The organism is Nocardia sp. NPDC057668 (genome assembly GCF_042799795.1).
GTDB lineage: Bacteria > Actinomycetota > Actinomycetes > Mycobacteriales > Mycobacteriaceae > Nocardia.
Genome location: NZ_JBHVIC010000003.1, coordinates 1,035,257 through 1,060,844 on the forward strand (window position 1 = coordinate 1,035,257; position 25,588 = coordinate 1,060,844).

At 68.9% G+C, this 25,588-nt stretch carries 29 protein-coding genes; 8 read left to right on the forward strand and 21 right to left on the reverse strand.

The window, feature by feature from the left end; all coding sequences use genetic code 11:
• The first annotated feature begins 159 nt into the window (after nt 1-159).
• Nucleotides 160-1,107, forward strand: coding sequence for an NADP-dependent oxidoreductase (locus tag ACFVBH_RS23200; RefSeq protein WP_379004310.1), 948 nt, complete (start codon nt 160-162; stop codon nt 1,105-1,107).
• A gap of 252 nt (nt 1,108-1,359) precedes the next feature.
• On the opposite strand, the gene ACFVBH_RS23205 is transcribed toward ACFVBH_RS23200, so the two are convergent.
• From ACFVBH_RS23205 to ACFVBH_RS23255, 11 genes are all read right to left on the reverse strand, one after another.
• Nucleotides 1,360-1,485, reverse strand: a complete 126-nt coding sequence (locus ACFVBH_RS23205; protein WP_354988895.1) for a hypothetical protein — start codon at nt 1,483-1,485, stop codon at nt 1,360-1,362.
• Between the two features lie 243 nt (nt 1,486-1,728).
• Complete coding sequence (locus ACFVBH_RS23210) at nt 1,729-1,920, reverse strand: DUF397 domain-containing protein (RefSeq protein ID WP_354988896.1); 192 nt, start codon at nt 1,918-1,920, stop codon at nt 1,729-1,731.
• Nucleotides 1,917-2,798 (reverse strand): helix-turn-helix domain-containing protein, encoded by an 882-nt coding sequence (locus ACFVBH_RS23215; protein ID WP_379004313.1) that lies wholly within the window; start codon nt 2,796-2,798, stop codon nt 1,917-1,919. Before ACFVBH_RS23215 ends, ACFVBH_RS23210 begins: the two co-directional genes overlap by 4 nt.
• Before the next feature lie 722 nt (nt 2,799-3,520).
• On the reverse strand, nt 3,521-5,128 hold the full coding sequence (locus ACFVBH_RS23220) for an NAD(P)/FAD-dependent oxidoreductase (protein ID WP_354988899.1): 1,608 nt from the start codon (nt 5,126-5,128) through the stop codon (nt 3,521-3,523).
• Nucleotides 5,125-5,760, reverse strand: coding sequence for an SRPBCC family protein (locus ACFVBH_RS23225; RefSeq protein ID WP_379004316.1), 636 nt, complete (start codon nt 5,758-5,760; stop codon nt 5,125-5,127). The genes ACFVBH_RS23220 and ACFVBH_RS23225 overlap by 4 nt, the downstream gene beginning before the upstream one ends.
• Before the next feature lie 23 nt (nt 5,761-5,783).
• Nucleotides 5,784-6,326, reverse strand: coding sequence for an SRPBCC family protein (locus tag ACFVBH_RS23230; protein WP_379004318.1), 543 nt, complete (start codon nt 6,324-6,326; stop codon nt 5,784-5,786).
• Between the two features lie 15 nt (nt 6,327-6,341).
• Nucleotides 6,342-7,898: a flavin-containing monooxygenase gene (locus ACFVBH_RS23235; protein WP_379004320.1), complete on the reverse strand. Its 1,557-nt coding sequence runs from the start codon at nt 7,896-7,898 to the stop codon at nt 6,342-6,344.
• Nucleotides 7,899-7,927: 29 nt separating this feature from the next.
• Nucleotides 7,928-8,968 (reverse strand): alpha/beta hydrolase, encoded by a 1,041-nt coding sequence (locus tag ACFVBH_RS23240; RefSeq protein WP_379004322.1) that lies wholly within the window; start codon nt 8,966-8,968, stop codon nt 7,928-7,930.
• 38 nt (nt 8,969-9,006) lie between these two features.
• Nucleotides 9,007-10,551: a flavin-containing monooxygenase gene (locus ACFVBH_RS23245; protein WP_379004324.1), complete on the reverse strand. Its 1,545-nt coding sequence runs from the start codon at nt 10,549-10,551 to the stop codon at nt 9,007-9,009.
• A 7-nt stretch (nt 10,552-10,558) separates the two neighbouring features.
• Nucleotides 10,559-11,419: an SDR family NAD(P)-dependent oxidoreductase gene (locus tag ACFVBH_RS23250; protein ID WP_379004326.1), complete on the reverse strand. Its 861-nt coding sequence runs from the start codon at nt 11,417-11,419 to the stop codon at nt 10,559-10,561.
• A complete protein-coding gene (locus ACFVBH_RS23255) occupies nt 11,416-12,273 on the reverse strand; it encodes an SDR family NAD(P)-dependent oxidoreductase (RefSeq protein WP_379004329.1) in 858 nt (285 codons plus the stop codon). The genes ACFVBH_RS23250 and ACFVBH_RS23255 overlap by 4 nt, the downstream gene beginning before the upstream one ends.
• A gap of 217 nt (nt 12,274-12,490) precedes the next feature.
• On the opposite strand from ACFVBH_RS23255, the gene ACFVBH_RS23260 reads away from it, so the two are divergent.
• On the forward strand, nt 12,491-13,162 hold the full coding sequence (locus ACFVBH_RS23260; RefSeq protein WP_379004331.1) for a TetR/AcrR family transcriptional regulator: 672 nt from the start codon (nt 12,491-12,493) through the stop codon (nt 13,160-13,162).
• 258 nt (nt 13,163-13,420) lie between these two features.
• Nucleotides 13,421-14,824, forward strand: a complete 1,404-nt coding sequence (locus ACFVBH_RS23265) for an ABC1 kinase family protein (RefSeq protein ID WP_379004334.1) — start codon at nt 13,421-13,423, stop codon at nt 14,822-14,824.
• 114 nt (nt 14,825-14,938) lie between these two features.
• On the opposite strand, the gene ACFVBH_RS23270 is transcribed toward ACFVBH_RS23265, so the two are convergent.
• Nucleotides 14,939-15,775, reverse strand: coding sequence for an LLM class F420-dependent oxidoreductase (locus tag ACFVBH_RS23270; protein WP_379004336.1), 837 nt, complete (start codon nt 15,773-15,775; stop codon nt 14,939-14,941).
• Between the two features lie 148 nt (nt 15,776-15,923).
• Between ACFVBH_RS23270 and ACFVBH_RS23275 the strand changes: the two genes are divergently transcribed.
• The 5 genes from ACFVBH_RS23275 (at nt 15,924) to ACFVBH_RS23295 (ending at nt 21,460) form a co-directional block, all read left to right on the forward strand.
• Nucleotides 15,924-16,757: an ABC transporter permease gene (locus ACFVBH_RS23275; protein WP_379004339.1), complete on the forward strand. Its 834-nt coding sequence runs from the start codon at nt 15,924-15,926 to the stop codon at nt 16,755-16,757.
• Complete coding sequence (locus tag ACFVBH_RS23280; RefSeq protein WP_354988911.1) at nt 16,754-17,476, forward strand: ABC transporter ATP-binding protein; 723 nt, start codon at nt 16,754-16,756, stop codon at nt 17,474-17,476. The genes ACFVBH_RS23275 and ACFVBH_RS23280 overlap by 4 nt, the downstream gene beginning before the upstream one ends.
• A 28-nt stretch (nt 17,477-17,504) precedes the next feature.
• Nucleotides 17,505-18,488, forward strand: coding sequence for an ABC transporter substrate-binding protein (locus ACFVBH_RS23285; RefSeq protein WP_379004343.1), 984 nt, complete (start codon nt 17,505-17,507; stop codon nt 18,486-18,488).
• Complete coding sequence (locus ACFVBH_RS23290; protein ID WP_354988912.1) at nt 18,485-19,627, forward strand: LLM class flavin-dependent oxidoreductase; 1,143 nt, start codon at nt 18,485-18,487, stop codon at nt 19,625-19,627. Before ACFVBH_RS23285 ends, ACFVBH_RS23290 begins: the two co-directional genes overlap by 4 nt.
• A 909-nt stretch (nt 19,628-20,536) precedes the next feature.
• Entirely contained in the window at nt 20,537-21,460 is a 924-nt protein-coding gene (locus ACFVBH_RS23295) for a terpene synthase family protein (protein WP_354988913.1), read from the forward strand.
• Nucleotides 21,461-21,502: 42 nt separating this feature from the next.
• Here the strand turns inward: ACFVBH_RS23295 and ACFVBH_RS23300 are convergent, their stop codons facing one another.
• Genes ACFVBH_RS23300 through ACFVBH_RS23340 form a run of 9 tightly spaced genes read right to left on the reverse strand, consistent with a single transcriptional unit; the run spans nt 21,503 to nt 25,497 of the window.
• Nucleotides 21,503-22,072: an alkaline shock response membrane anchor protein AmaP gene (locus tag ACFVBH_RS23300; protein WP_354988914.1), complete on the reverse strand. Its 570-nt coding sequence runs from the start codon at nt 22,070-22,072 to the stop codon at nt 21,503-21,505.
• Nucleotides 22,069-22,611, reverse strand: a complete 543-nt coding sequence (locus tag ACFVBH_RS23305; protein WP_379004348.1) for a DUF6286 domain-containing protein — start codon at nt 22,609-22,611, stop codon at nt 22,069-22,071. Before ACFVBH_RS23305 ends, ACFVBH_RS23300 begins: the two co-directional genes overlap by 4 nt.
• Nucleotides 22,608-22,949: an Asp23/Gls24 family envelope stress response protein gene (locus tag ACFVBH_RS23310; RefSeq protein ID WP_354988916.1), complete on the reverse strand. Its 342-nt coding sequence runs from the start codon at nt 22,947-22,949 to the stop codon at nt 22,608-22,610. Before ACFVBH_RS23310 ends, ACFVBH_RS23305 begins: the two co-directional genes overlap by 4 nt.
• A complete protein-coding gene (locus tag ACFVBH_RS23315; RefSeq protein ID WP_354988917.1) occupies nt 22,946-23,134 on the reverse strand; it encodes a hypothetical protein in 189 nt (62 codons plus the stop codon). The genes ACFVBH_RS23310 and ACFVBH_RS23315 overlap by 4 nt, the downstream gene beginning before the upstream one ends.
• A gap of 27 nt (nt 23,135-23,161) precedes the next feature.
• Nucleotides 23,162-23,650 (reverse strand): Asp23/Gls24 family envelope stress response protein, encoded by a 489-nt coding sequence (locus ACFVBH_RS23320; RefSeq protein WP_354988918.1) that lies wholly within the window; start codon nt 23,648-23,650, stop codon nt 23,162-23,164.
• On the reverse strand, nt 23,647-23,973 hold the full coding sequence (locus tag ACFVBH_RS23325) for a hypothetical protein (protein ID WP_354988919.1): 327 nt from the start codon (nt 23,971-23,973) through the stop codon (nt 23,647-23,649). The genes ACFVBH_RS23320 and ACFVBH_RS23325 overlap by 4 nt, the downstream gene beginning before the upstream one ends.
• Nucleotides 23,970-24,350: an Asp23/Gls24 family envelope stress response protein gene (locus ACFVBH_RS23330; protein ID WP_354988920.1), complete on the reverse strand. Its 381-nt coding sequence runs from the start codon at nt 24,348-24,350 to the stop codon at nt 23,970-23,972. Before ACFVBH_RS23330 ends, ACFVBH_RS23325 begins: the two co-directional genes overlap by 4 nt.
• Complete coding sequence (locus ACFVBH_RS23335) at nt 24,347-24,934, reverse strand: Asp23/Gls24 family envelope stress response protein (protein ID WP_379004352.1); 588 nt, start codon at nt 24,932-24,934, stop codon at nt 24,347-24,349. The genes ACFVBH_RS23330 and ACFVBH_RS23335 overlap by 4 nt, the downstream gene beginning before the upstream one ends.
• The gene (locus ACFVBH_RS23340) at nt 24,931-25,497 is read right to left on the reverse strand and encodes a sigma-70 family RNA polymerase sigma factor (RefSeq protein WP_354988922.1); all 567 of its coding nucleotides are present in this window, start codon (nt 25,495-25,497) and stop codon (nt 24,931-24,933) included. Before ACFVBH_RS23340 ends, ACFVBH_RS23335 begins: the two co-directional genes overlap by 4 nt.
• Nucleotides 25,498-25,588 lie beyond the last annotated feature (91 nt).

Sequence of the window (25,588 nt, forward strand, 5' to 3'; positions counted from 1 at the left end):
AATTCATCGGTCGTCCCCGGCAGTGCGGCGACGACCCGCGCCCGCCGAGAACGGGTGCGCGGGACGTCTACGGTCATCGCCCGGGCACCGCTGCGCGATGGCGATCCCCGCGGGATCCATTCTGTGAACAGGTCATTCGCCCTCCGAGGGAGTGATTCCATGCTGGCAGTTGGTTTCGAACGGTTCGGTGGGCCGGAAGTCATGACCCTGCTGACCCTGCCCGAACCACATGCTGGACCGGGCCAGGTCCGGATCAAGGTCGAGGCGGCGGATATCAACATCGCCGACGCCGACGCGCGGTCGGGAGCCATCGCCCGGCAGCTGCCGCAGTGGTATCCGGTGCACACCGGACCCTACGTGGTGGGCTGGGACGCCGCCGGCGTCATCGACGAGGTCGGGCCCGGCGTCGAAGCGCGTCTGCTGTGCGGCGACGCGGTGATCGCGCTCGTGCATCCCCGACTGGCCTGCGGGGCGCAGGCGGAGTTCGTGATCGCCGACGCGGCGTCGGTGGTGCGCGCCCCACGCGGCAAGACACCCGTCGCGGCGGCGACGCTGCTGATGAACGCGCTCACCGCGCGCGCGGCGCTGGATTCACTGCGGGTCGGCGAGGGGTCGACCATCGCGGTGACCGGCGCCGCGGGGGCGGTGGGCGGGTTCGCGGTCGAACTCGCGAAAGCGGCCGGCATTCGGGTGATCGCGGACGCGACGCCGGATGACCGCGATCTGGTCACCGCGCTCGGGGCGGACATGATCGTCGAGCGCGGGCCGGGGCTGGCGCGGGCCATTCTCGCCGCGGCCGGACCCGTGGACGGCGTCATCGACACCGCCATGCTCGACGACGCCATCACCCCGGCGGTTGTTGCCGGCGGGTCGATATTCTCGGCGTGCGGGTTCACCGGCAGGCCGGGTGACGGGATCCGCTGGACGTATCGCCCGGAGTACGAGTTGCTCAGCGCTACAGCGGAACTCGAGAAGCTCCGCGATGCCGCCGAGCGCGACGAACTCACCCTGCGCGTCGCGGCCACCTGCCTGCCCGGACAGGCGAGCGATGCCCATCGGCAGATCGAGGCCGGCGGCACCGGTGGGCGGCTGGTCTTCATCTTCTGAGGCCGTGCCGGATCCGGGCGACCGTGATCACCGGTTCTCGGTGGGGGGCCAAGCGCCATGACCATCCCGAACGCGAGATACCCACCGGCGGTGTCACTTCCGACAACACGGTCCGCCATCGAGCTCGAGCCGAACAGGAGGTGTATTCATGCCCGGACGAAACCGCACCCGGCCGCGCGCCGAGTGGGCGGGCCGGGTGCGGGATCGAGCAGATCGTTCTGCGTCAGTTGACCTTCGAGGCCAACGGGCCGGTTACGAGTCGAAGTCGATATCGGAGAGGCGGTAGTACGCCGTGGGGACCTCATCCACCTGATGGCGAGGGTCCTGCGCCGCGTCGGTCTCGTTCTTCGTCGGCTCGGTGTTGGCCGGATCTGACATCACACACACCTCTTATTGCTCCGTGTTGCCCGGGAAAAGCTCCTGCCGAGTAGGTTAGCGAGACTCGGTCGCGATGCGGTAGAAATTCGCGGTCCCGTGTTGCGAAGACCGCTCGAGCAGGGGAAATCCGGTCACCGTGTCGCGGTAGCCGGTTGCGTGCTGACACCGCGACCCGGGTGTCGGCTCGGATCGGGCTGGTAATGAAGGGCCACGCAGGCCACCACTCCCCCACCCCGTCCCGGGTCAGACCTCCCAGATGCCGCTCCCCAGAAACGCGTCCCACGCCGCCCCGGAGAACCAGAGCTCCGGCCCCGCAGGGTTCTTGGAGTCCCGAACTCCGACCCGGTCGGCCCGGTGACAGACCTCCACGCATTCCTGCACCCCCTGGCTATGGCTGCTCTTGAACCATTCAGCGCCACCTAGGTCCACGTTCACGCCTCGAACTCCTTCGCGATCTTCCTCAGCAACAACCGACTGTCCTCCGGGCTGGACGACGCGCTGTGCAGTGCTGCCGATACCGCACCATAGCGCTCGAGGTCGCTTTCCTTCTGGAGATAGATGTCGGCGGTGAGAACGCTCTCCACGTAGACGACCGGGGGTTCGGCGTTGCGGCCCTTGCTGTCCAGCCCGAAGTAGAGAATCACGAATGGGCCGGGCAGCATCCCCAGGGGAATTCCTGCGGAGAACGGGAGCACACGAAGGGTGATGTTCGGGCGGGTGCCCGCATCCGCCAAGTGCCGCAGTTGTTTCGCCATGATCCGGGGACCGCCGACAACTCTCCGCAGGGCGGACTCGTGGAGTACCACATCGAAGTCGATCGGCTCCGTCTTCCGATTGATGATCATCTGTCGACGCAGACGCAGGTCGACGAACCGGTCGATGTCGTGGTCTGCGACGTCCACCAGATGACTGCGCGCCATCGTCCAGGCGTAATCCCGTGTTTGGAGCAGACCGGGGACCAGCTCTTGGTACGAAACCAGCTGCCGCGCTGCGGCTTCCAGGCCGACATAGTGGTCGAACCGGCCGGGAATCAGGTCTCCGTATTCCTGATACCACGTCTTGGCGGCCGCCTGATCGGCGAGCCGCTTCATCGCGGCGGTGTCCTCCGCCGGTCGCTCGTAGATCTCGCACAGGTGCACGACGATTCGGATGCGGACCTTGTCGGCTGTCCCCTTCTCCAGCCGGTGCAGCGTGGAGGTCCCGATCTCGACGATCCGAGCGGCCTGGGCCATGGTCATGCCGATTTCTTCACGGTACTGACGTAGGAACCGCCCGAGTTGTCGGCGCGGCAGCGTGCTGTCTTCCTCGGCCATCGTTGACTACCCCCGGGTACACGGAATGGCTGGACCGCTTCGAACGGAACCAGTGTGACACCGAACCGGAAACGCCCCTGGCGAAATGGCAATTCTCGTTTGGAAATCCATTGAACGCGCACCGCGCGCTTACCAGCGGTGATGTCCTGCTCGGACTCCACTGACGTCCCCTGTCCGATCCGCCTGGAACGGCCTACCGAGGGAGCTTCACGATGATGTCCGCCGCACTCCAATTTCTACTTGTCCTCGCCGCCATGATCATCTGCCTCGCCACGATCGTCTGGGGGATCTCCGCCGGAAGTTCCCAAATCCCGCCCGCGCCAAAGGCTTCGGCTCCGGTCGCGGGCGGGCGGAACTTCCACCGGATCCCCCTGGCCAACACGCACCGGCTGCGCGGCCGGCATCGGGCCCGGTGACGAGGTGTACTCGCGCCTGTCCCACCACCGCATCCCGGCGACCGTCCGGTTGAGCCCGATCACGGTGAAAACGCTGCTGTGGCGGCATCGGAACTGCGTCGCGGGGGACTCGCCCGCGCCCTCCCCCGCCTCGTGCAACGCGCGCCGCCAGCTGCTCGCGATTCGTCGGGAGCGCGGGTGGACCTGGCCGGTGCCGCCGCGCGATCACGAACCGGTTGCGCGGCAGCGGGACTCGCATCGATGAGATCCCGGGCCCGGGCAACCGAGCCGACGGCCTGAGGCCGGCTGCCGCCATGTTCGGCCCGGCTACCCGCGGGCGGGCTCGATCGTCCTGGATTCCACGATCGAGTCGAGCTCGACGGGGCTGCGGTAGCTGTAGTCGTCGCGGTCGAAGCGCACCGCCTTGCGATAGGTCTTCAGCAGCGACCAGGGGCGGATGTAGGGCGACTTGCCCTGGGAGTTGACGAAGTAGCTGTTGGAGCCCTCGCAGCGCGTTTCCAAGTAGTAGGACAGGTTTCGGCCGCTGCGCAGCATGTCGGCGTGGAAACGTTCCTGCGCCTCGGGCCGTACCTCCACGATCGACGCACCGCGCCTGCGGGTCTCGTCGATCACCGTCGCGATGTGGCGCATCGCGTTCTCCACGAAATAGTGGAAGGCGGTGCCGGTCCAGGAATACGGGCCGATCATGATGAACCGGTTCGGGATACCGGCGACCGAGGTGCTGTAGTACGCCTTCAACTCCTCGGTGTTGTAGAAGACGCCGAGGTCGAAACCGTCACGGCCGATGACTGTTCCGGGCTTGTAGCTCTCCGGATCGGAGAACACCTCGTAGCCGGTGGACACCACCAGGGCGTCGACCTCGCGTTCGACGCCGTCGGCGTCGCGGATCCCGGTCGGGGTGATCTCGGCGATCCCGGCGGTGACGAGTTCGACGTTCTCCCGGTTCAGGGTGGGCAGGTAGTCCCCGCCCGCTCCCCCGCGAATGCAGACGATCCCGAAGTCGGGACGCAAGTGTTTGCGAATCTCCCTGTCCTTCACCTTGTATCGCACCCACCCGGCATATGCCCCGCGGCCGGCGAAGTCGATGACGCGCGCGCCGCCTCGCCACAGCGGTGCGGGCGTGTAGATCGCGATGCGCAGCCCGGCGTCGATCACGGTCTGCGCGATGCCGTTGGCGACCGCGGACCCGCCGGGCAACCCCAGCAGCTTCTGCATCCACGGGCGCAGCACGAAGTCCGGTTTCGGCAGGTACACCTGCGGGGTGCGCTGATAGATGTCCAGCCGTTCGACCTGCGCGGCCAGCTTGGGCGCGATCTGCATGGTGCTCGCGCCGACGCCGATGATGCCTACCCGCTTGCCGGTGAAGTCGTAGTCGTGGTTCCAGTGCGCGGGATGCATGGATACCCCCGCGAACGACTTCAGCCCGGGGATGTTCGGCTCGGTCTTGGCATTGATGTACGCCCCGACCGCGCTGATCACGAACCGCGCGGTAATGATCTCCCCGGTATCCACGTGCAGCCGCCACAGCCCGTGGTCCTCGTCCCATTCCTCGCGAACGATGGTGGTGTCGAACCGCATTCGGCGGGGCAGATCGTAGTCCGCCGCGACTTCCCGCAGATACTCCAGGATCTGGTCGCGCTTGGCGAAGAGCCGATCCCAGTCGGGTTTGCGCGCGAAGGAGAACTGATAGGTCGTGCTCGGGATGTCGCAGCCGGCGTCGGGATAGCTGTGGCTGAACCAGGTGCCACCGAGGCCGGCGATGCGGTCGACGATCAGGAAGTCCTCGACCCCGATCTCCTGGAGCTTCACCCCGGCACAGATGCCGCCGATTCCCGCACCGATGACCACGACCTCGTGCTGCGGCTGTTCGAGCGGACTGACGTGCTTCGTTCCGGATCCATTGGTACGGCTCATTTCGCGCCTTCCTCGGCGTGCTGATCGCTCGGTGCTGACGCGGCGATTCCATTGGTGTCGATCGACCGCAGTTGCGGTCGGCTCGTGCGCGCGACCTGGTTCACGCGCCGGGTGAACAGGGGCCCGATCCCCCCGATCCGGTAGGCGGTTCGCCACACGGGCGGGAACCACGTCGAGAACCGCAGCGGCAGCCGCGGGGTGACCGCGACCTTCCACACCACCCGGGTCCGGCCGTTCCCGAGATCGGTGAAAGTCTTGTCCTCGCCGTACTGTCGCACCGCCAGGTACTGCATCCAATTGCCGCTCACCACACCGAAGGTGATGCGCTGATTGGGCACGTACCGCCAGAACTTCTCCCGCTCGACCCACAGGACGCGGAACGGCCCGAAGACCGACCCCATCTCGCGGATGACACCGACACCGCGAGCCGGCGAATCGTAGATCACCCCGAGCCCGGGGAACGGCAGCCACTTCCAGGCGTGATCGTCGTCGATGGCCGTCCACACCGCGTGCACCGGTGCGTCGAAATCCCGCTGCACGGTGAAGACCAGCGCCGCGGTGTCGAACAGTGTGTCGTCGACCGCGGGCACCGACGCCGGGTGCTGCGTGTGCAAGAACGAGGTAATGCCCATTGCTCATCCAATCTGTCTGGAAGTCAGTGTTTTTCGGCGAGTCGTCGCCGCATCGGGCCGCGCAGGCTCACCCGGTAGATGGCACGCCAGATCGGCGCGAAGATCGGCAGGGTGCCCACGCGCAGCGGCAGGCGCGGGGTCACGGCCACCGTCCAAACCAGGTCGGTGCCGCCGTCCGCGGTGCCGGCGAGGGTCATCTCCTCGGCGTAGTGCCGCACCAGCAGCACGTAGATCCAGGTGCCGCTGATCGCCCCGTAGCTGATGCGTTTCGCGTGTTCGTGACTCCAGAACTCCTCGCGCTGAATCCACAGGCCACGAAAGGGCGGGGTCACCGAACCCATTTCCCGGACCACGCCGACACCGCGTTCGGCGGAGTCGTAGCGCACGCCGATACCGGGAAACGGCAGCCATTCGAACATGCGGTCACCGTCGAGGATCGACCACACCCGGTCCGGTGGCGCCGCGAAGGTGTGGGCGGTCCGGAAGACCAGGGAGGCGTTCTCGAAGACCGATTCGTCGATGGGCGGGGACGGTCGTTGTTCGCGCAGTGCCGAGCCGATGCTCATGATCCGGCCTCCTTCTCAGGGGTTGGCCGGGACCGCAGCCGCGCGGGGGTCCGAGCGGACCGGGCGGACAGCGGTGTACCGGTAGTGGTCGAGCGGGAAATGCCGGTTGCTCCAATACATTCCGGCCTGGGTCGTGGCTCGGAACGCCGGGCCGTCGCCCTGGTAGTTGATGTAGTACGTGCGGGACTCCGCGCAGCCCTGCTTGAACAGGTAGGTGTTCTTGTTGCGGGCGTACATGCGCGCGAAGTACGCGTCATGGGGCTCACGCCGGATCTCCACGCGGGTCGCGTGGCGGCGCAGGGTTTCCTTGATCGCCCGGGCGCTGTGCGCGGCGGTGGCCTCGATGAGGGGAATCACCGAGCCCGGGGCGTAACCGTAGGGACCGAAGATGTGGAACATGTTGGGAAACGCCGGGACCGAGACACCCTCGTACGCCTGGTACCTGTGCCGGTCCCAGAAGTCGCCCAATTCGATTCCCCCGCAACCGAAGACGGGATAGGGCGGCGTCGCGCCCTTGTCCATGACCTGGAAGCCGGTGGCGGTGACCACCATGTCGAACTCGCGCAGCGTGCCGTCCTCGGTGGCGATCCCGTCGGCGGTGAACTTGGCGATCGGGTCGGTGACCAGATCGACGTGCGGCCGGGTGTAGGTCCGGAAGTAGGTGTTGGAGATCGACGGTCGTTTGCACCCGAGCCGATAACTCGGGGTCAGCGCCCGGCGCAACTCCGGATCCCGAATCTGGGTGAACAGATACGCTTTGAGCGCCCGCTCCCCCGTGGTCAGCGCGGCCGAGGTCACCCGCGGATAGTCCGAGAAGGCCAGGCCGATGCCGAGTCCCGCGTTCACCGCCACATTGCCGATCAGCCGGACGGCCTGCTGCACGGGCGCGAAGTCCAGCGCCCGGTTGCTCAGCGCGCCCATCGGGAAGTCCGGTTTGGGCGCGACCCAGATGGCGGTGCGCTGAAAGACCGTCAGGTGCTCGACCTGATCCGCGAGCTGCGGAATCACCTGCAACGCGGTGGCTCCGGTGCCGATCACCGCGACCCGCTTGCCGGCGAAGTCGTAGGAGTGATCCCACCGCGCGGTGTGCATCAGACGGCCGGCGTAGTCCTCGATGCCCGGAATCGCCGGTGGCTTGGGCTGTTCCAGAGCTCCGACGGCGCTCACCACGAACCGCGCGGTGATCTCGTCACCGTCGGTGGTGCGCACCCGCCACACGTCCTCGGCCTCGTCGAAGCGCGCCTCGGTGGCCCCGCAGCCGAGCCGCAGCCTGCCCCGCAAGCCCTGCTGGTCGACGACTTCCTCGGCGTAGCGCTGAATCTCGCTGCCCGGGGCGAAGAATCGCGACCAGTGCGAGCGCTGCTGGAAGGAGAAGTTGTAGATCGGGGAGGGCACGTCGACGGCGACGCCGGGGTAGGTGTTGGCGTTCCAGGTGCCGCCGACCCGATCCCATTTGTCGATGATCAGGAAGTTCTCGATCCCCGCGCGGCGCAGGGCCGTCCCGGTGCCGATACCGCCGAAGCCGGCCCCGATGACGAGGACTTCGAAGTCCGGTGTGTTGCGCGAGTTCATGGTGCTGTGCCCCCTGTTCGTCGGTCCGGTCATGCCGCGGTGGTCCGATCCGCGAAGCCGCCCGCGTGGCTGTCGATCACGCCCCGGATGAACGTCCCGATCTCGGCGACCGCTGCCCGCGCGTCGGGCAGCAGGTCCGCGCCCGCCTGGAAGACGTGGATGGCGTTGTTCCACAGCTGCAGGGTGTGCGGGACGCCCGCCTCGGCGCAGCGCTCGGCCAGCGCCTCCGAATCCGGCAGCAGCACTTCGATATCGCTCACCTGGATCAGCGTCGGTGGCATCCCGGTGAAGTCGTGATTGACCGGTGACCACGCCGGATCCAGCACGCCGTCCCGGGCGAAGCCGATCAGCGCCGGAATCGAGAGCGCCCGGGCCGAAAGCATCGAATCGGTGCGGTCGTTGGGATGGGCGAACCGGATCGCGGGATCGAGGTCGGCGAACGGCGCGATGGCCATGAGCCCGGCGGGCAGCGCCATGCCCCGCGCTCGAGCGGCGAGCGCGGCCATGAAGACCAGGCCGCCGCCGGCCGAATCACCGGCGAACACGATGCGTTCGGGCGCGCGACCACCGTCGAGCAGATACCGGTACGCGGTCAGCGCGTCGTCGACGGTGTCGGTGATGTGGCCCTCGGGCAGCTGCCGGTAGTCCACGTTCAGCACCGGCAGGCCCGCCGTGCGGCCGATGCGGGCGGCGTGGCGGCGATGGCTGTTCAGGCCACCGGCCACGAAACCGCCGCCGTGGAAGTACAGGATCGCGCCGTGCTCGATCTCGCCCGGCCCGGGATCGTCCCGGTGCCACAGCCATTCGGCACGAAAATCGTGGAACCGCACCATCTCCCGCCGGGTGCCGCGCGCCGGGCGCAGCGGCGCCGCGAAGACATCGACTCGGTTGGCGATACGGAAGGCCCGGTCGCCGCGCAGGAGCGGGCTCTCCCCGGCGACACAGACCGCGTGCAGCCCGGGGCGCAGGATCGCGCGCAGCACCGCGTTCGCCGCGCGCAGCCGCAGACTGGCCCGGCTGGAGAATTCGATGTTGACCTGTCCCGGCACGGCCGGATCCACGAAAGACATTGCGCCACCTGTCCTGCCGACGCCGTCGGCGATCCCGGTCATGCCGGCACCGTCGCGTCGGCGCGGGTTCTGTATTCGTAGTCGTCCAGGGGGAACCGGCGATTGCCGCGGCTCGCCTCGAAGAACCCGGACGGGCGCACATAGGTGGTGTCGCCCTGCGAGTTCCGGTAGTAGGTCGGGACGTGGCCGTTGAGATCGGCCAGGTAGTAGCGCAGCGACTCGCCCCGCTGATGCACCTGCCGGTGATAGGCGTCGGCGGCGTCCCGGCGGATCTCGCACCAGCCCGAGCCGCGCCTGCGCGTCTCGCCGATGGCGCGCACCGCGTGATCGGCGGTCATCTCGACGAAGGCGTGCCAGCCCGAGCCGGTCCAGGAGTACGGGCCGACCAGGGTCCAGCGGTTGGGCAGGCCGGGTACCGAAACGCTCTGGTACGCCTGCAATCCCTCCTCGTGATAGAACTTCGCCAGGTCGAATCCGTTGCGCCCCAGCACTGTCCCGGGCCGGTAGGTCTCCGGATCGGAGAACACCTCGTAGCCGGTCGCAAGAATGAGCGCGTCGAACCGGTGCAGGGTCGAATCGCCCGTGCGGACGCCGGTCGGGGTGATCTTCTCGATCGGCGTGGTCACCAACTCGACGTTGTCGCGGTTGTAGGCGCGCAGGTAACCGTTGGACATGGTCGGGCGCTTGGCGACCGGACCGAAGTCCGGGGTCAGGGCGGCGCGGGTGGCCGGATCCTTGATCACGTAGGTCAGGTAGCGCCGGTACAGCGATCGACAGACGGCGTCGAAGCGATCCATCACCGGATGCACGACCGACGACGGCGCGCCGATGGCGAGCCGCAACGCGAGGTCGATGACCACCAGCGCGCTGCCGTGCAGGAACGGCTGCACCCCGGGGACCGCGAGCACGCGGCGCAGCGCCGGCGGAACCGGGAAATCCGGTTTGGGCAGTGACCAGACGGGGGTGCGCTGGAAGACCGTGAGCCGGGCCACCTCCGGTGCGATGGCCGGAATGATCTGCACCGCACTGGCTCCGGTGCCGATGATGCCGACGCGCTTGCCGGTCAGGTCGTAGCCGTCGTCCCAGCTGCTCGGGCGCAGTACCTTGCCCTTGAACGTGCGCGCGCCGGGAATGCCGACGTCGACCTTGGGTCGCACGAACGCGCCGACCGCGCTGATGACGAAGCGAGCCGTCACCACCGACCCGTCCGCGAGGCGCAACTTCCAGTGGTCGGCGTCCTCGTCCCACTCCTCGCGCTCGACCTCGGCGCCGAACCGAACGCGTTCGTGGACGCCGAATCGGTGTGCGACCTCGACGTGGTACTTCTTGACCTCCGCGCCGAGCGGGAAGACCCGGGTCCAGTCCGCCTTGCGCGCGAACGAGTACTGGTAGGCCAGGGCCGGAATATCCACGCCCAGACCGGGATAGTGATTCTCGTGCCAGCTGCCGCCGACCTCGTCGGCGCGTTCGAGCACGATGAAGTCGTCGATACCCGCACGGCGCAGTTTCACCGCGGCCGCGATGCCGCCGGGACCGGCGCCGATCACGGCGACCTCGAACTCCGGCTTCTCGATGGTGTTCATGGCTGTCTCACTTCGTGATCAGGTTCAGCAGCGGCTGAACGCGAGGCAGGAGCCGGTCGGCGAGGTCGAAGGAACCCACGCTGCCCGCGACCCGGACCAGGCTCGGGGACAGGCGGAACATCCCGTAGCCGAACCAGGCTTCGGGATTGACCGGGACCACCGCGCGATTACGGCGAATCGAGCGCTCGATGACGCGGGCGACCTTGTCCGGGGTGGCGTACGCCAGGGACTGGACCCTACCCAGGCTCGCGCGCCAGGCTTCCTGCTCGTCGGCGTCGAGTCCGGCGCGGGTGCCGTGTGCGAGCAGATCGGTGCGGATGGCCCCGGGGCAGATGGCCGTGACCCCGATTCCTCTGGGGCGCAGCTCTACTCGCAGCGCCTGGGTGGCCATGAGCACAGCCGACTTGGCCGCGGCGTAGGCGGGGATGTAGCGAGCGGGGAAGAAGGCCGCGCCGGAGGACAGGTTGACGATGTGCCCGCGGACTCCGGCGTCGATCATCTGCCGGGCGAACACCCGCGAGCCGTAGATGACGCTCATCAGATCGATGTCGATGGTGCGCTGCCATTGCGCCGCACTGGTTTCCACGAAGCCGCCGGTGTCCAGAATCCCGGCGTTGTTGATCAAGACGTGCGCGGGGCCGAACTCGCCGTACACCCACTCCGCGATCTTGTCCCACTGCGCTTCACCGGCCACGTCGAGCCGGAAGGCGTGCGCCCGGCCACCGTCGGCGGTGATCTCGTCGGCCGCCGCCAGCGCGGCCTGCTCGTCGATGTCGGCGATCACCACGCGGTATCCGGTCTCCGCCAGCAGGCGGGCGGTCTCGCGGCCGATGCCCGCGCCGCCGCCGGTCACGATCGCCGTCTTCATCGCGCACCGCCCAGCACGCGACCCGACAGGTTGACCGCGGTCTCCGCCAACGGCATTCGTGCCAGCCCGGTGATCCCTCGCATCACTCCGGGTGACAGCCGGGACAGGTACCACCCGGCCCAGGCTTCGATGCCGACCGGCACCGTGGCCAGGTTCCAGCGAATCGCGCGGTCGATGGCGGCGGCTACCCGGTCGGGCGAGCGGCCGAAGACCTGTTGTCCCCGAGCGAGTTTCGCCGCCCAGTCCGCCTCGGCGCCGGCATCCGCGCCCGCCCGGGTGCCGTTGGCCGACAGATCCGTGCGGATCAGGCCCGGGCAGATTGCGCTCACCCGGATGCCCCGGCCCGCGTATTCGGCGCGCAGGGCCTGGGTGCCCATCCAGGCCCCGGCCTTGGCGGTCACGTAGGACGGGCCGAGCGGAGTGGGCAGGAACGCGCCGACCGAGCAGATGTTGACGATCGCACCGCGCTTGCCCGCATCGACCATGCGCTGCACGAACACTCGCGAACCGAACAGCGGTCCCATCATGTTGATGGCGATCATGCGCCGCCAGTCGTCGCCACTCTGCTCCAGGAATCCGCCGGAGATCAGGATTCCGGCGTTGTTGACCACCACGTCGGGGACGCCGTGATCGCGCACGACCTTTTCGGCGAATTCCTCCCACGCGGCCGCGTCGGCCACGTCCAAGCGGCGGAACTCGGCGCGGCCGCCGGTCAGCCGCGCCCGGGCCACCGTCGCGTTGCCGCCGGTCTCGTCGATGTCGGCGACGATCACGGTCGCTCCCCGGCGCGCGAAGCGCAGTGCGCTCGCCCGGCCGATTCCGCTGGCGGCCCCGGTAACCACGACCACCGTCATATCCGCCACCCCCGGCGCATGCTCGCGGTCAGATTCGAATGCGTCATGAATCGACTCCTTTGTCGTCAAGGCCGGCCGCCGCGAATGCCGAGTTGACATGCACTCAATTAGCGGACGGCTGTGTCATCAAACTAAACCGTCCCAGACAGTCGCGCAAGGGTGGATTCGAGCGGCGCGGTCGATTCCGCCGGGCGGGGCGGCGCATACGATGAGCTCGATGACCGAATCAGCCAAGCGCAGCCGCGGACCCGGCCGCCCGCGCGACGAACAGAACACCGAGCGGCGCCGGCGCGAATTGATCGCGGCCGCCTACCACGTGTTCACCACCAAGGGGTACGCCGCCGCCTCGGCCGCGGACATCGCCGCCGAGGTGGGCGTCGGCTACGGCACCTTCTACCGCTACTTCGACAGCAAGAGAGCGATTCTCGACCACGTGGTGGACTACGGCATCGACCGGCTGCTCAGCGAAATCGCCGGGGACGTCTTCGAACCCGCGCTGCTCGAGCACGAGTTCACCGTCGAGGAACTGATCGAGACCTGGTCCGGCGCGGTCGAGCGCATGTGCCACATCGCCGAATCCGACCCCGGGCTCATGCAGGCGATGCTGTTCGAACTGCCCGGCATCGACGAGGAGCTCAACACCCGCATCCTCGGACTCGGCGGCATCCTCGCCGCCACCGTCGGCCGATTCCTTTCCCGCGCAGTCGATTCCGGGCTGCTGCGCGACGACGTGAACACCGAGGACGTCGGCTGGATACTGCTCGCGCTCACGATCCCGCCGGTCATGCGGGCGCTACAGGGCGGCGGGGAAACCGAACGCCGCAGGTACGTCGACACCGCCATGGCCGTGCTGACCCCCGGCCTGCGGAATATGGCCGCGCCCGACTGAGCAGAGCCGAACCCAAACCGGCATCGGCCGCGCCCGAGCGAGTGTGGCTATGCCCGAGCGAGCATGGCCGTGGCGGTGGCCGAGCGTGCATGGCCGTGGCGGTGCGGGTATGGCCGCGCCCGAGCGAGCATGGCCGCGCCCGAGCGGGTATGGCCGCGCCCTGGTGAGCTTTGCCGTGCCCGGGTTCGCAGCGTCACGGCCAATTAGCGGACGTGAGCGTCTGCTAACCTCGGTGCAGTCGCCGCGGGGAGGTAGTCGATGGCGAAGGACATTCCCACGTCCCGCGTGGAGCGCGGCGCCATTCTGGGCAAACTCGTTGCCGAGCAGGCGCTTCGGGGGGCGAGCCTGACGGCGTCCGCGCTGCTCGACTCCGAGCAGGAGCGCCTGGCCCGGACCGAGAAGGCGCTGATCAACGCGGCCGAGGACCTGGTCGCCGTGCTCGGCAGCATGAAGGGTCTGGCCATGAAGGCCGGGCAGCTGCTCTCGACCTTCGACGTGCTGGGCGCGGTCGGCGACCGGCTGTCGCTGAAACAGCGGGAACGCTTCCAGGACAGGCTCACCGCGCTCTACGACCAGTCCGCCCCGGTCGGCTTCGAGCGCATGCGCACGGTGCTCGACGGCGATTACGGCCGCCCGCTCGCGGAGGTGTTCGCCGAATTCGACGAGACGCCGCTGGGCGCGGCCTCGATCGGCCAGGTCTATCGCGCCCGCCTGCACGACGGCCGGGCGGTCGCGGTCAAGGTGCAGTATCCCGGGATCGATATCGCCATCCGCGCCGACATCAAGAACCTCGCGCTCATCATGCGCATGATGCGCGGCGTCGCACCCGCCCTCGCCGATCACGCCATCCTGCGCGAGATCAGCACGCATTTCGCCGAGGAAGTGGACTACCGTGCCGAGGCCGAGAACCACGCGGCCATGGCCGAGATGTTCGCCGGGCACCCCTTCATTCGGATCCCCGATGTCGTCACCGATCTCTGCACCGCACGGGTTCTGGTCACCGAACTGGTCGAGGGGCTGCGGTTCGCGGAGATCACCGCGCTGCCCGAGGCCGAGCGCGACCGGGTCGGTGAGATCCTGCTGCGCTTCTACATGGGCACGATGATTCGCGAACGTCGTTTCACCGGCGACCCGCACCCGGGCAACATCCTGCTCGCCCCCGACGGGAAGGTCGTCTTCCTCGATTTCGGGCTGTTCAAGCGGATGGACGCGGCCGCCGTCGAGTTCGAGCTCGACTGCGTGCGGCGCGCGGCGGAGTACCGGGGCGACGATCTGCGCGCGCTGCTGGTCGATTACGGCCTGCTGGAACAGGATTCACCGGCGACGGCGGACATGTGCCTGCGCCTGATGCACGAGGTGTCGGGCTGGCTGCTCACCGACGCCGAGATCCGGATCGCGCCCGCGGATGCCGCGAACTCCCTGCTCGCCATCGTCGATCCCCGCCGCGGCTATTTCGAGAGCCTGCGCCGCGAGTACGCCCCCGCCGAGCACGCGATCGCCCGCCGCGTGGAGTACGGCACCCACGCCCTGCTCGGAAAACTCCACGCCACCGGCAACTGGTACCGCATCGGCCGCGAATGGTGCTACGCCGACGGTCCGGCCACCGAACTCGGTGTCCTGGAACATGATTGGCTGAACACCCGCCTCGCCGATCTCCTATGACGGGTGCGGCGACGACGCCGTACCCCGTGCGGGACGCCGTACCCCGTGCGGGCAGCCACCGAACCTGAAGCCGGGACCGCCCGCAGCCGGGTACCTACGTCGAAAACGCCTGTGTCAGGCCAGTTTCGCGGTCAGGAGCGGGGCGAGGGTGCGCAGGATCGGGAGGGGGTCGCCGCCCAGGGGCTGGACGGCCACCTGGTCCGCGCCCGCGCGGACGTGGGCCAGGAGGTGGTCGGCCACCTCGTCGGGGGTACCGTGCGCCACCAGGGCGTCGATCAGGCGATCGGAGCCGGGCTGGGCGGTGTCGGCGTCGTCGAAACCGTAGCGGTGCAGGTTGTTCACGTAATTGCTGAGGCCGAGGTAGAAGCCGACCGTGCCGCGGGCCGTCGCGCGGGCGGTCGCGGGATCGGCGTCCAGCACCGCCTTGTGCTCGGTGACGATCAGCGCGTCGGGGCCGAGCTGGGCACGCAGCGCGGCGGTGTGCTCGGGCACCGTCAGGTACGGCAGCGGACCGGCGGTGCGGTCGGCGGCCAGGCGGGCCACGCGCGGGCCGAGGGCGGCCAGGGCGCGGCGCTCGCGCGGCACACCGTGCTCGTCGAGCTGATCGAGGTAGTTCACCAGTGCGTCATAGGGCTTGGTGTACTCGGTGGCGTGTTCGGGATGGCCGATGCCGACCCCGAGCAGGAAGCGGCCGGGGTACGCCTCGGCCAGCCGGTGATAGGTCGCCGCGATGTCCTTGGCCGGGGTGGCCCAGACGTTGACGATGCTGGTGCCGACGGTGAGGGTTTCGGTGGCCGCCAGCAGCGCCTCGTAGCCCTCCCAGTCGGCGGCGGGCGAGGCGCCCACCCATATCGCCCCGTAACCGAGTGCTTCGAGCTCCCGCGCCAGCTCCGGCGTGGCCTGCGGGTACGCCAGCCAGACGCCGATCTTTCCCAGTTGTTGGTTCGCCATTCGCGGGGTAACACCCGCTGCCCGGCACCCATTCCCGACACGCGCGCGGCACGCCCGCCGGTATTGCGGTCACGGTGATCCCAAGGGTTCAGCCGGGCCGGTTACCGCGTGATACTGCGGATTGGTCCACAAGATCCCCGGGAGAACCATGACACTTGCGATCGGCTGGAAAACAGCCGACCGGCAGGCCGCCGCCACGGGCGCGCCTGAGGCTCGGCGCACGGGTCAGATCTGGCGCAGCCCCTGGCTGCTGCGTTCGCTGACGCCGCTGGCACTGCTGCTCGCCTGGCAGGCCGGCTCCAAGACGGGCGTGCTGTCCGAGGACATCCTGCCCGCGCCATCGGTGATTCTCGATGCCGGTCTGGAGGTGTGGCGCGGCGGCGAATTCGGCGACGCCGTCACGGTTTCCGGTCAGCGCGTCCTGCTCGGCTTCGCACTCGGCGCCACGGTCGCGGTGCTGCTGGCGGTGCTGGCCGCGTCGAGCCGGATCGGCGAATACCTGGTCGATCCGCCCATGCAGATGCTGCGGACGGTGCCGCTGTTCGGCCTGATCCCGGTGTTCATCATCTGGTTCGGCATCGATGAACAGCCCAAGATCTTCCTCATCGCGCTCGGCGTCGCGTTCCCGCTGTACCTCAACACCTACGCGGGCATTCGGCAGCTGGATCCGAAACTCGGTGAACTGTCCCAGGTTCTGGGTCTGACCGCGTGGGAGCGACTGCGGGACATCGTGTTCCCGGGCGCGCTGCCGAGCGTGCTGGTCGGGCTGCGGCAGAGTCTGGGCATCGCGTGGCTGTCGCTGATCGTGGCCGAGCAGATCAACGCCAGTGCGGGCCTGGGCTTCATCGTCAACAACGCGCGCGAATTCCTGCGCATCGACATCGTCATCTTCGGCCTGCTGGTCTACGGCACGCTCGGCCTGCTCACCGACGCGCTCGTGCGCGCCATCGAGCACCGCGCGCTGCGCTGGAGCAGGCGATGAGCGCCCCGGCGACCGGACGCCTGGCCCGGATCCACGGTGTCGGAAAGAGTTTCGACGATCGCTCGGTGTTGCACGGGGTCGATCTGAGCCTGCGCCAGGGCGAGATCGTCGCCCTGGTCGGGCGCAGCGGCTCGGGCAAATCCACCCTGCTGCGGGTGCTGGCCGGGCTGGCCGGCGAGCACGAGGGCAGCGTCGAGATCGACGGCCGCGTCGCGGTCGCCTTCCAGGAGGCCCGGCTGGTGCCCTGGCTCTCGGTGGAGCGCAATGTCGCACTCGGACTGCCGGATCGGCGGCGGCGCGCCAAAGGCCAGGATCGGGCGCGCGCGGTGCTCGCGGAAGTGGGACTCGCCGATCGGGGTGCGGCCTGGCCCGTCACGCTCTCCGGCGGCGAGGCCCAGCGAGCCGCGCTGGCCCGCGCGCTCGTGGCCGAACCGGCGCTGCTGCTGCTGGACGAACCCTTCGGCGCGCTGGACGCGCTGACCAAGATCGCCATGCACGATCTGCTGCTGCGGCTGTTCGGCGAGCACGGATTCGGCGTACTGCTGGTGACCCACGATGTCGCCGAGGCGGTGACCCTCGCCGACCGCGTACTCGTCCTGGACGAGGGCCGCATCGCCCACGAGATCGACATCCCCCTGGAACGTCCGCGTCGCCACGCGGGGCCCGAAGGCGCCGTGTACGCGGCTCGCCTGCTCGAACTGCTCGGAGTCGAGCAGTAGTTCTCTCTCTATCCCCTGGAGAATCGCTGTGAAGAAGTTGTTCCGTTCGGCTGCCCTCGTGGTGGCCGCCACCCTGTCGCTCGCGGTCACCGGCTGCGGCAGCGACGACGCGCCGCAGGACACCGGCAAACCGGTCGACCTGAGCGCCGTGACGCTGAAAGTCGGTGACCAGAAGGCGATTTCGATCGAGGTGCTGCTCAAGGCGTCCGGCCAGCTGGAGAACCTGCCGTACAAGATCGAATTCTCGACCTTCACCGCCGGACTGCCGCTGGTGGAAGCGGCCAGCGCGGGCGGCATCGATCTAGCCCAGACCGGCAACACCCCGCCCATCTTCGGCGCGGCGGCCAAGGCCGACGTCAAGGTCATCGGCGCGCTCGCGGCCACCGGCAAGGGTGATGCCATTCTCGTGGGCAAGGATTCGCCGATCACCTCGGTCGCCGACCTGAAGGGCAAGCGCGTCGCGGTGTTCAAGGGCAGCTCGGCCAACGCCCTGCTGCTGCTCTCGCTGGAGAAGGCCGGCCTGGGCCTGAAGGACATCGAGCCGGTGTACCTCGCCCCCGGCGACGGCTACACCGCGTTCAAGCGCGGCGACGTGGCCGCCTGGGCGATCTGGGATCCGTACACCGCCATCGCCGAGCAGGAGGCCGGGGCCAAGCAGATCGTGGCCGCGGACACCGTCGGCAACGGCAACAACTTCTGGGTCAGCGGCGACAAGGCGCTGGCCGACGCGGGCAAGACCAAGGCCATCGAGGACTTCCTGAAGCGCTACGCCGCCGCCACCACCTGGTCGCAGAACAACGTCGCCGAGTGGAGCGCCAAATACGCCGAGCTGACCCAGATCAGCCCCGCCGCGGCGCAGGTCACCTGGACCCGCTCGATCAAGCAGCCCATCACCCTCACCGACGCGGTGATCGCCTCCGAGCAGCAGATCGCCGACGCGTTCACCGAGGCCAAGGCCATCCCCGGCAAGGTCGATTTCGCGAAGTTCGTCGATCGGAGGTTCCAGCAGTGAGCAAGCTTTCCTTCCATTGGTTCCTGCCCACCTACGGTGACTCGCGTGGTCTGGTCGCGGGCGGGCACGGCTCGTTCATGTCCGGCAGCCGGCCCGCGAGTCTGCGCTACCTGAACCAGCTCTCGGCCGCGGCCGAGGACAACGGCTTCGAGGCCGTGCTGACCCCGACCGGCGCGTGGTGCGAGGACGCGTGGCTGACCACGGCCATGCTCGTGGAGACCACCGAGACGCTCAAGTTCCTGGTCGCGCTGCGCCCGGGGCTGGTCAGTCCTACGCTCACCGCGCAGATGGCCGCGACCTACCAAAGGCATTCGCGCGGAAGACTTCTGCTCAACGTGGTGACCGGCGGCGAGCCGCGCGAACAGCAGGCCTACGGCGACTTCCTGGACAAGGAGCAGCGCTACGCGCGCACCGGGGAATTCCTCGAGGTGGTGCGCTCGCTGTGGACCAACACCGAGCCGATCGACTTCGAGGGTGAGCACATCCGCGTGCGCCAGGCGCTGCTGAGCAGCCGGCCCGACCCGATCCCGCCGGTGTTCTTCGGCGGGTCCTCCCCCGCCGCGGGACCCGTCGCCGCCCGGTACGCCGACACCTACCTCACCTGGGGCGAGCCGCTGGACGCGGTAGGCAAGAAGATCGACTGGATTCGCACCCTCGCCGCGCTCGAGGGCCGCACCCTCGACTACGGCCTGCGCATCCACGTGATCAGCCGCGACACCGCCGCCGAAGCCTGGGCCGAGGCGGGCAAGCTGCTCGCGGGCATCGCGCCGGGTGAGATCGAGCGCGTGCAGGCCTCGCTCGCGCAGAGCGAATCCGAGGGGCAGCGCCGCATGGCCGCGCTGCACGGCGGCAGCACCGACGGCCTCGAGATCGCACCCAACCTGTGGGCCGGGGTCGGACTGGTCCGCGGCGGCGCGGGCACGGCGCTGGTGGGCTCGCACGAGGAAGTGGCCGACCGGCTCACCGAGTACGCCGAGATCGGCATCGACCACTTCGTGCTCTCGGGCTATCCGCATCTGGAGGAGGCGTACTGGTTCGGTGAGGGCGTGCTGCCGATCCTGGAACGCCGCGGTCTGTGGTCCCATCCGAATCGGGGCGCCGTCGTGGCCGCGGGAACACCCTTCGCCGCCACGAGCTGATCCACGCACTCCGCACGCGCCGCCCGGGAAGCACGACCGGGCGGCGCCGTTCGTCGCGGGCCCGTCCGTCACCGCGGCTACCGGCGGCCTGCCAGGGGTGTCCGGCGCGGCACGGACGACAGCGCCGGAAATCCTCGCGCGGATGCCCCGAGTTGGCTCGTTCGGCACGCCGCGCGGGCGCGCACACCGGGCACGAGTGCCGAGCGGTTGCCCAAAGGCCCTCGCAGCCAGCGGAAAGCGCCGCAATCACCCTCAAAGATCTTGCGGCGCGGCCGGATCGAGCACGCCCGCCGGTCGCCGGAGCGTCACATCGCACAGCGTTCACCCCGCGTTCGCGAAGGACAACGGCAGCCGTCACGGCGGTTACCGGGGCGGGCGGTAACAACTTCTTGATCTTATTAACCGTATTTCGCGGACCCGATGTGTTCGAATACCGTTGTGCTCTTCACTGTTTCATCCGGCCAACCGCCGGCAACCCGTTCGCCCACCCCGCGCCGAACCGGTCGGCGATGTCCCGGGCCGGGTCGTTACCGCTTCGAAAACCCAGTTATTTTCTCGAGGTGAACGCACGTGAGGGACAATGGATTTCTCGGGCGAATGATGCGGGAAGTGCGGTCCAGCGACTCAGGGCGTTGCTGTGAGTGCACCGTCGGGGCCGGATCGAACGCCGGAGCAGATCCGCCTATGCCTGGAGCCGTCATATAGTCCGACGTTCTCGTACCTCTCTTCCACGCCTCTCCCCCTCCTCGGTTGCCGGTCATCCCCGTCCTGCCACGCGAACCGCAAGCGCCGCAGCAGGTGATGGCCCGATCCGATAGCTGACGTGCCGGCCGATCGGCTGCGCACGCCGGTGCGATTCGAGCCCTCGAGCCGACCAGGAAATTCGCTCGAGGACAGTGAGGAACCACCATGAAGTCACACACCCAGATGAAGGAAATTCTGGCGGCTGTCGAGTGCCTGCCGCACGAGAGAGTTTTCCCGAGCCCCCACATGGAACAGGTCCACACCTCGGTCCTGCGCTGGGCCCGCCGGCACGGCATCGACGGGGGCGGGCACTTCGAACAGACCTGCTGCTGGAGTTGCGCGGCCTACGCGCTGCCGGACGCACCCGCGCAGGTGGTCGAGATCGCCGCCAAGCTGATCGGCTGGATGTTCGTCTTCGACGACGAGTACGGCGAGGGCGCGGACCCGACCGCGGCCATCGAGATCTTCGACGCCTGCGAGCGCGTCCTGCGTGGCGGGCAGGCGCCCATCGATAATCCATACCTATTGGCGCTCAGTGATTTACGTGAGCAGTGCGCACGCCTGGCCAGCGACGCCTGGCTGGATCGCTTCGCGACCAGTATGACGCTGTTCTTCCACGGCTGCCTCTTCGAGATGCCGTACCGGCAGATGGCGCTGATGCCCTCGCCCGAGGCCTACTGGTATCTGCGAACTCTCAGCATCGGGCTGTTCCCGCCCTTCGATCTGCTCGATCTGGCCTGGGGCGAGATCGAGGACACGCATCTGCGCCGCTTCCGCGAGGTCCGCCAGACCAGCGCCATGCTGTGCGCGATAGTGAACGATCTCTACTCCGTGGTCAAGGAAGACGACTCGCTCAACGCCGTCACCGTGCTGCGCGCGGAGACGAATCTGACCGGCGCGCTGGCCGAGATCGTGGCGCTGTACACGAAGTTGCTGGAGCGCCAGCGCGAGCAGATCGCGACGCTGGCCGCGTTGCCGGAACTGAGCGCGGGCGAGCGGCGCATCGCGCGCAGTCTGCGCGGGTGGGTGCACGGCAACTACGCGTGGACCAAACTCTGCGCGCGATACAAACTTCCGGCCACCGCCTGACGCGCGATACCCGAAACACCGCCGGCGCGCGCCCGCCGGCGCTCAGCGCACGCGGGCGCGGTTCTCGCTCAGGCGCACCTCCGTCGCCACCGCGATGGCGGGTACCGCGAGTGCCTGGCGCAGGCGAGCCACGGCCTCGTCGTCGATGCGCCCGCGCAGTTCGGTGACGTCGGCATCCGGAGCGACGGTCAGGATCAGGTGCAGTTCCGGGGCGCGGGTGGGGCCGGTGAGCCAGGCGGCGGCGGATTCGACCCCCGCCAGCGATTCGATGTCCGCGGCCACGGCAGCGGCGGCCACGGCCGAGGACAGTGTCGTGGCATCCGGGGAATCGGCTTCGGTCAGTTGCCATTCCACGGCGGTCGGCATGCGGAAGAACTGAGCGGCGAGCCAGCGCAGGCAGAGCAGGGCGAGTACGGCGGCCCCGACGATGGTGAGGTAGAAGACCCAGCGCCGCGGCGCGGCGTCGCCGGGGGTGAGCGCGTCCGAGCGGTGCACCCAGCCGAGCCAACCGCGCTGCGCCGCAATCAGATACGCACCGGCCGCCACCAGAAGGACGCCGATGACCGCGAGCAGGGTGCGATTGAGACGGGCCGGGCGGTTCACGGCGGTCATCGGGAGCCTCCGGTGTTCGCGGGACGGAACCGAGCGCGCACGTCGGGCGCGGACACCGCGCCCACGCGTTCGAAAGCATCGGCGACCGCACGGTCGACCGTGTCCGGCAGATCGGCCACCTCGGTTCGATCCGAGACACCGGAGACACGAATAGTGTTGCCGCGCATCTTGATTCGAGCGGCACCCACCCCGGGCACCGAGGTGACCGACCGTCGCACCGCCGTCCGCAGGCTGCGGCGCTCGATGCCCGCGCCGCCACCGTGATCCAGCGTGCGCAACGGCACGACCACCGCACGGCCGGGGGCCGCGGCGACGGCGATCAAGGCCAGACCGGCCAGCACGAGGACTATGCCGACCGCGAGCACCACCGGATCACCCCAGTCGGTGCCGTGCAGGCGGGTGGCGACGCTGTCGTAGGACAGATACTGGCCCGAACCCGAAAGACGCTGCGCGAGTGAGACGATCACCGCCACGCACAGTGCCAGCAGGACCAGCGCCACCAGCACGGCCGCGCCCGCGCGGCGTGACCGGCGGATCACAGCACCCGCCGGCGCGGCTCCGGCGCGGCGGACTCGACCGCCGCGGACTCGACCACCATGGCGGACACCGCGATGTCGACGCCGGTGACCCGTAGGCCGGCCAGCTCCGCCACCCGTTCGACCAGGTGCGCGCGGCACGACTCGGCGACCCGCGCCACCGGCAGCGGATAGCGCACCGGCAACCGCACCCGCAGCGCGGTGGTGTCCGCGGTGACCAGCGCGTCGACGCTGACCGCGGCCGCCACCCCGTCGACCTCGGTGGCGGCGCGCTCGGCTATGCGGCGCACCGCGCGGTCGCTCACGGTGGTGGATCCCGGCAGCTCCACCGCCACCGTCATCGCCTGCCCCGGTCCTGCACCGACCGCAGCATTCCGGCGACGTCGATCGCGCCGTCGAGCCAGCGGCCCACCAGCAGGCCGAGGCCGGCGAACACCAGCACGATGGCGAACGCGCCGAAACCGCCGAAGGCCATGGCGAATCCGAGCGCGAGACCCACGGCCAGACAGGTCGTTGTGGCGTTCATCTGCGACTCCTGACGGGGAACGGATGATTACTGAACGCGATTGGAGCCGGACTCGGGGGCGTCGTCATCGTCCTCGGGGATGTAGACGTCATTGATGTTGATGTTGACCTCGACGACCTCGAGGCCGGTCATCTGCTCGATGGCGTTGATGACGTTGCGGCGCACGACCTTCGCCAGTTCGGTGATCGACACGCCGTACTCGATGACCAGTTCCAGATCCACGGCGGCCTGTTTCTCGCCGACCTCGACCGAAACACCCTGCCCCACACTGGCGGACGCGCCCGGGATGCGATCCCGGATCGCGCCGAACGCACGGGCGGCGCCGCCGCCGAGCGCGTGCACGCCGCGCACCTCGCGGGCGGCCAGACCGGCGATCTTCTGCACCACGATGTCCGCGATGCTGGTGGTGCCCTGATCGGTCACCAACTCGGTGGAGTTCGTGCCCTTGCGCGTCGCGCCCTCGTGCTCGGCGGGCGCGGTCTTCGCAGCGGGCTTCTCGGTGCTGGTTCCGGTCATGTCGTCCTCCTGATCTCGTTGGTGTCGTTGAAAGCCGCCGGATCGAGTTCGACGATCCGCAGGCGCACCGTCGCGGTCGCGAAATCGGTGCCGGCCAGCAGCGGGCGGACCGCGCCGGTGAGCGAGGCCAGCAGCGGCGGCAACGGCAAAACGCTTGCCGCCAGCCGAATCTCGACCACATCCCGGTTCAGATCCACCGCGTACGCCTTGCCGCCGCCGCGTGGCAGCCAGCTGACGGCCTCGATTCCGAACGGTGTCGCCGGTCGTAAGCCCTGCACCTCCTCTATCGCGCCGACTATCGCCTCGATCAGCTCCGCGGTCACACGCCCCCCGGTTCGATATCGATGATCACGACCGACACCTGCTCGATCCGGACACCGGTGTGCTCGAGCACCGCGCCGGTGACCGCGCGCTGAATCGCCGCGCCCACCTCCGCCGCCCGGCCGTCACCGCCGAGCGAGACATCCACCCGGATGGCGCGGCCGCCGTCGGTCGTCTTCTCCACGCGGACACCGTCACCCGCGAGCGACTCCTGCCCGCGCAACAGCTGCTTGCCCGAACGCGCCCAGCCCGCGACCATGCCGCGCAGACCCGGTTCGAGGCGGACCACGCCCGGCACCGCGGCGGCCGCGCGCGCCGCCACACCGGCGATGACCGCGTCCGAGACGACGATTTCGTGTTCGGCGCTCAGAGCCGTCACCGATCCCTCTCCTGGTAGACATCCGCGACGGTCACATCGAGCCGGCCGAGCAGCAGCCCGGCGCGCGCCGCGACGGCGGTCGCGACCCGCCCGCGCACCTGCGGCACGATGCCCTCGACGCTGCCGCCGCGCATCCGGACCGCGATCGCGATGCTGATCTCGACGATGTTCTCGCCGTCCGGCGCGGTGCCGACACTGCGAATCCGGCAGCGCCGCGCACGGACACCGGGCACGGTGTCGGCGGCGAAGCGTACGACCGCCGCGACCGCCTGCTCGCTGACCTGCACGCTGCCCGCGTGCGCGGTGGGCAGTTCGAGTGTCTGCCCGCGGCGCACCTCGGCGCGCACGACGGACATGATGCGGCCGAACAGGTCCGGGGGCGGCGGGTCCGGTTCGGTGATGAGTTCCTGGGTCGCCGTACGCAACGCGAGCAGACTCTCGCGCGCGGCCCGGCAGTCCGCACACCGCGACTCGTGTGCGTCGGCATTGCCCAGGCGCACGGCGTCCAGGCGTCGCCACACCTGTTCCATGCCACGGCCGCAGGGCAGCAGATAGTCCTCGTCCGCGTCGGTAGCGTTCGTCATCGCCACGCCTTCATCACCTCCGCCAATTGCGCGCGGGCCCGGGCGATGCGCCCGCGCACCGCGGTGACGTTCGCGCCGACGATCTCACCGATCTCCTCGTACGAGCGGCCGTGCACCTCGCGCAGCAGCCAGCACGCCCGCTGCTCGGGGGTGAGCTGCTGCAGTGCCACGGTCAGGGCCTCCATTTGGCTGTTCACCTGTACCGCGTGTTCCGGGCGCAGTTCGCGCTGCGGGGACACGGTGGTGTCGGGGTCGATATCGGTGGTCGGTTGCCGCTTGCGCAGCACGTTCAGGCAACGGTTCGTGGTGGCGCGGTAGAGCCAGCCGACGAAGGCGGAGTCGTCCTCGAGCTGGCCCAGGCGTCGCCAGGCGGTGAGGAAGACGTCCTGGACGACGTCCTGCGCCTCGGTCTGATCGGCGAGCATCTTGGCCGCGAGCCGGAACATTGCCCCTTGATAGCGGAGCACCAGCTGCTCGTAGCTTCGAATATCACCGTCGCGCACTCGGCTGACCAGGGTCGCATCATCGAGTTCCGCCTCGACTCCGGCATCGGTAGTGCTCACGCCGCCTCCTAACCGTTCATCGAATAGACCCGGGCGAGGAAGAACTCTCACGCAGCATTATCTGTGACCGTTGTCTCAGAAGTTGCTGAGT

Excerpts from the sequence above, each read along its gene's own strand:
- ACFVBH_RS23200 (WP_379004310.1), top strand. The coding sequence starts at position 160 with ATGCTGGCAGTTGGTTTCGAACGGTTCGGTGGGCCGGAAGTCATGACC.
- ACFVBH_RS23205 (WP_354988895.1), bottom strand. The coding sequence starts at position 1,485 with ATGTCAGATCCGGCCAACACCGAGCCGACGAAGAACGAGACCGACGCG.
- ACFVBH_RS23215 (WP_379004313.1), bottom strand. The coding sequence starts at position 2,798 with ATGGCCGAGGAAGACAGCACGCTGCCGCGCCGACAACTCGGGCGGTTC.
- ACFVBH_RS23220 (WP_354988899.1), bottom strand. The coding sequence starts at position 5,128 with ATGAGCCGTACCAATGGATCCGGAACGAAGCACGTCAGTCCGCTCGAA.
- ACFVBH_RS23225 (WP_379004316.1), bottom strand. The coding sequence starts at position 5,760 with ATGGGCATTACCTCGTTCTTGCACACGCAGCACCCGGCGTCGGTGCCC.
- ACFVBH_RS23230 (WP_379004318.1), bottom strand. The coding sequence starts at position 6,326 with ATGAGCATCGGCTCGGCACTGCGCGAACAACGACCGTCCCCGCCCATC.
- ACFVBH_RS23235 (WP_379004320.1), bottom strand. The coding sequence starts at position 7,898 with ATGAACTCGCGCAACACACCGGACTTCGAAGTCCTCGTCATCGGGGCC.
- ACFVBH_RS23240 (WP_379004322.1), bottom strand. The coding sequence starts at position 8,968 with ATGTCTTTCGTGGATCCGGCCGTGCCGGGACAGGTCAACATCGAATTC.
- ACFVBH_RS23245 (WP_379004324.1), bottom strand. The coding sequence starts at position 10,551 with ATGAACACCATCGAGAAGCCGGAGTTCGAGGTCGCCGTGATCGGCGCC.
- ACFVBH_RS23250 (WP_379004326.1), bottom strand. The coding sequence starts at position 11,419 with ATGAAGACGGCGATCGTGACCGGCGGCGGCGCGGGCATCGGCCGCGAG.
- ACFVBH_RS23255 (WP_379004329.1), bottom strand. The coding sequence starts at position 12,273 with ATGACGGTGGTCGTGGTTACCGGGGCCGCCAGCGGAATCGGCCGGGCG.
- ACFVBH_RS23260 (WP_379004331.1), top strand. The coding sequence starts at position 12,491 with ATGACCGAATCAGCCAAGCGCAGCCGCGGACCCGGCCGCCCGCGCGAC.
- ACFVBH_RS23265 (WP_379004334.1), top strand. The coding sequence starts at position 13,421 with ATGGCGAAGGACATTCCCACGTCCCGCGTGGAGCGCGGCGCCATTCTG.
- ACFVBH_RS23270 (WP_379004336.1), bottom strand. The coding sequence starts at position 15,775 with ATGGCGAACCAACAACTGGGAAAGATCGGCGTCTGGCTGGCGTACCCG.
- ACFVBH_RS23275 (WP_379004339.1), top strand. The coding sequence starts at position 15,924 with ATGACACTTGCGATCGGCTGGAAAACAGCCGACCGGCAGGCCGCCGCC.
- ACFVBH_RS23280 (WP_354988911.1), top strand. The coding sequence starts at position 16,754 with ATGAGCGCCCCGGCGACCGGACGCCTGGCCCGGATCCACGGTGTCGGA.
- ACFVBH_RS23295 (WP_354988913.1), top strand. The coding sequence starts at position 20,537 with ATGAAGTCACACACCCAGATGAAGGAAATTCTGGCGGCTGTCGAGTGC.
- ACFVBH_RS23300 (WP_354988914.1), bottom strand. The coding sequence starts at position 22,072 with ATGACCGCCGTGAACCGCCCGGCCCGTCTCAATCGCACCCTGCTCGCG.
- ACFVBH_RS23310 (WP_354988916.1), bottom strand. The coding sequence starts at position 22,949 with ATGACGGTGGCGGTGGAGCTGCCGGGATCCACCACCGTGAGCGACCGC.
- ACFVBH_RS23315 (WP_354988917.1), bottom strand. The coding sequence starts at position 23,134 with ATGAACGCCACAACGACCTGTCTGGCCGTGGGTCTCGCGCTCGGATTC.
- ACFVBH_RS23320 (WP_354988918.1), bottom strand. The coding sequence starts at position 23,650 with ATGACCGGAACCAGCACCGAGAAGCCCGCTGCGAAGACCGCGCCCGCC.
- ACFVBH_RS23335 (WP_379004352.1), bottom strand. The coding sequence starts at position 24,934 with ATGACGAACGCTACCGACGCGGACGAGGACTATCTGCTGCCCTGCGGC.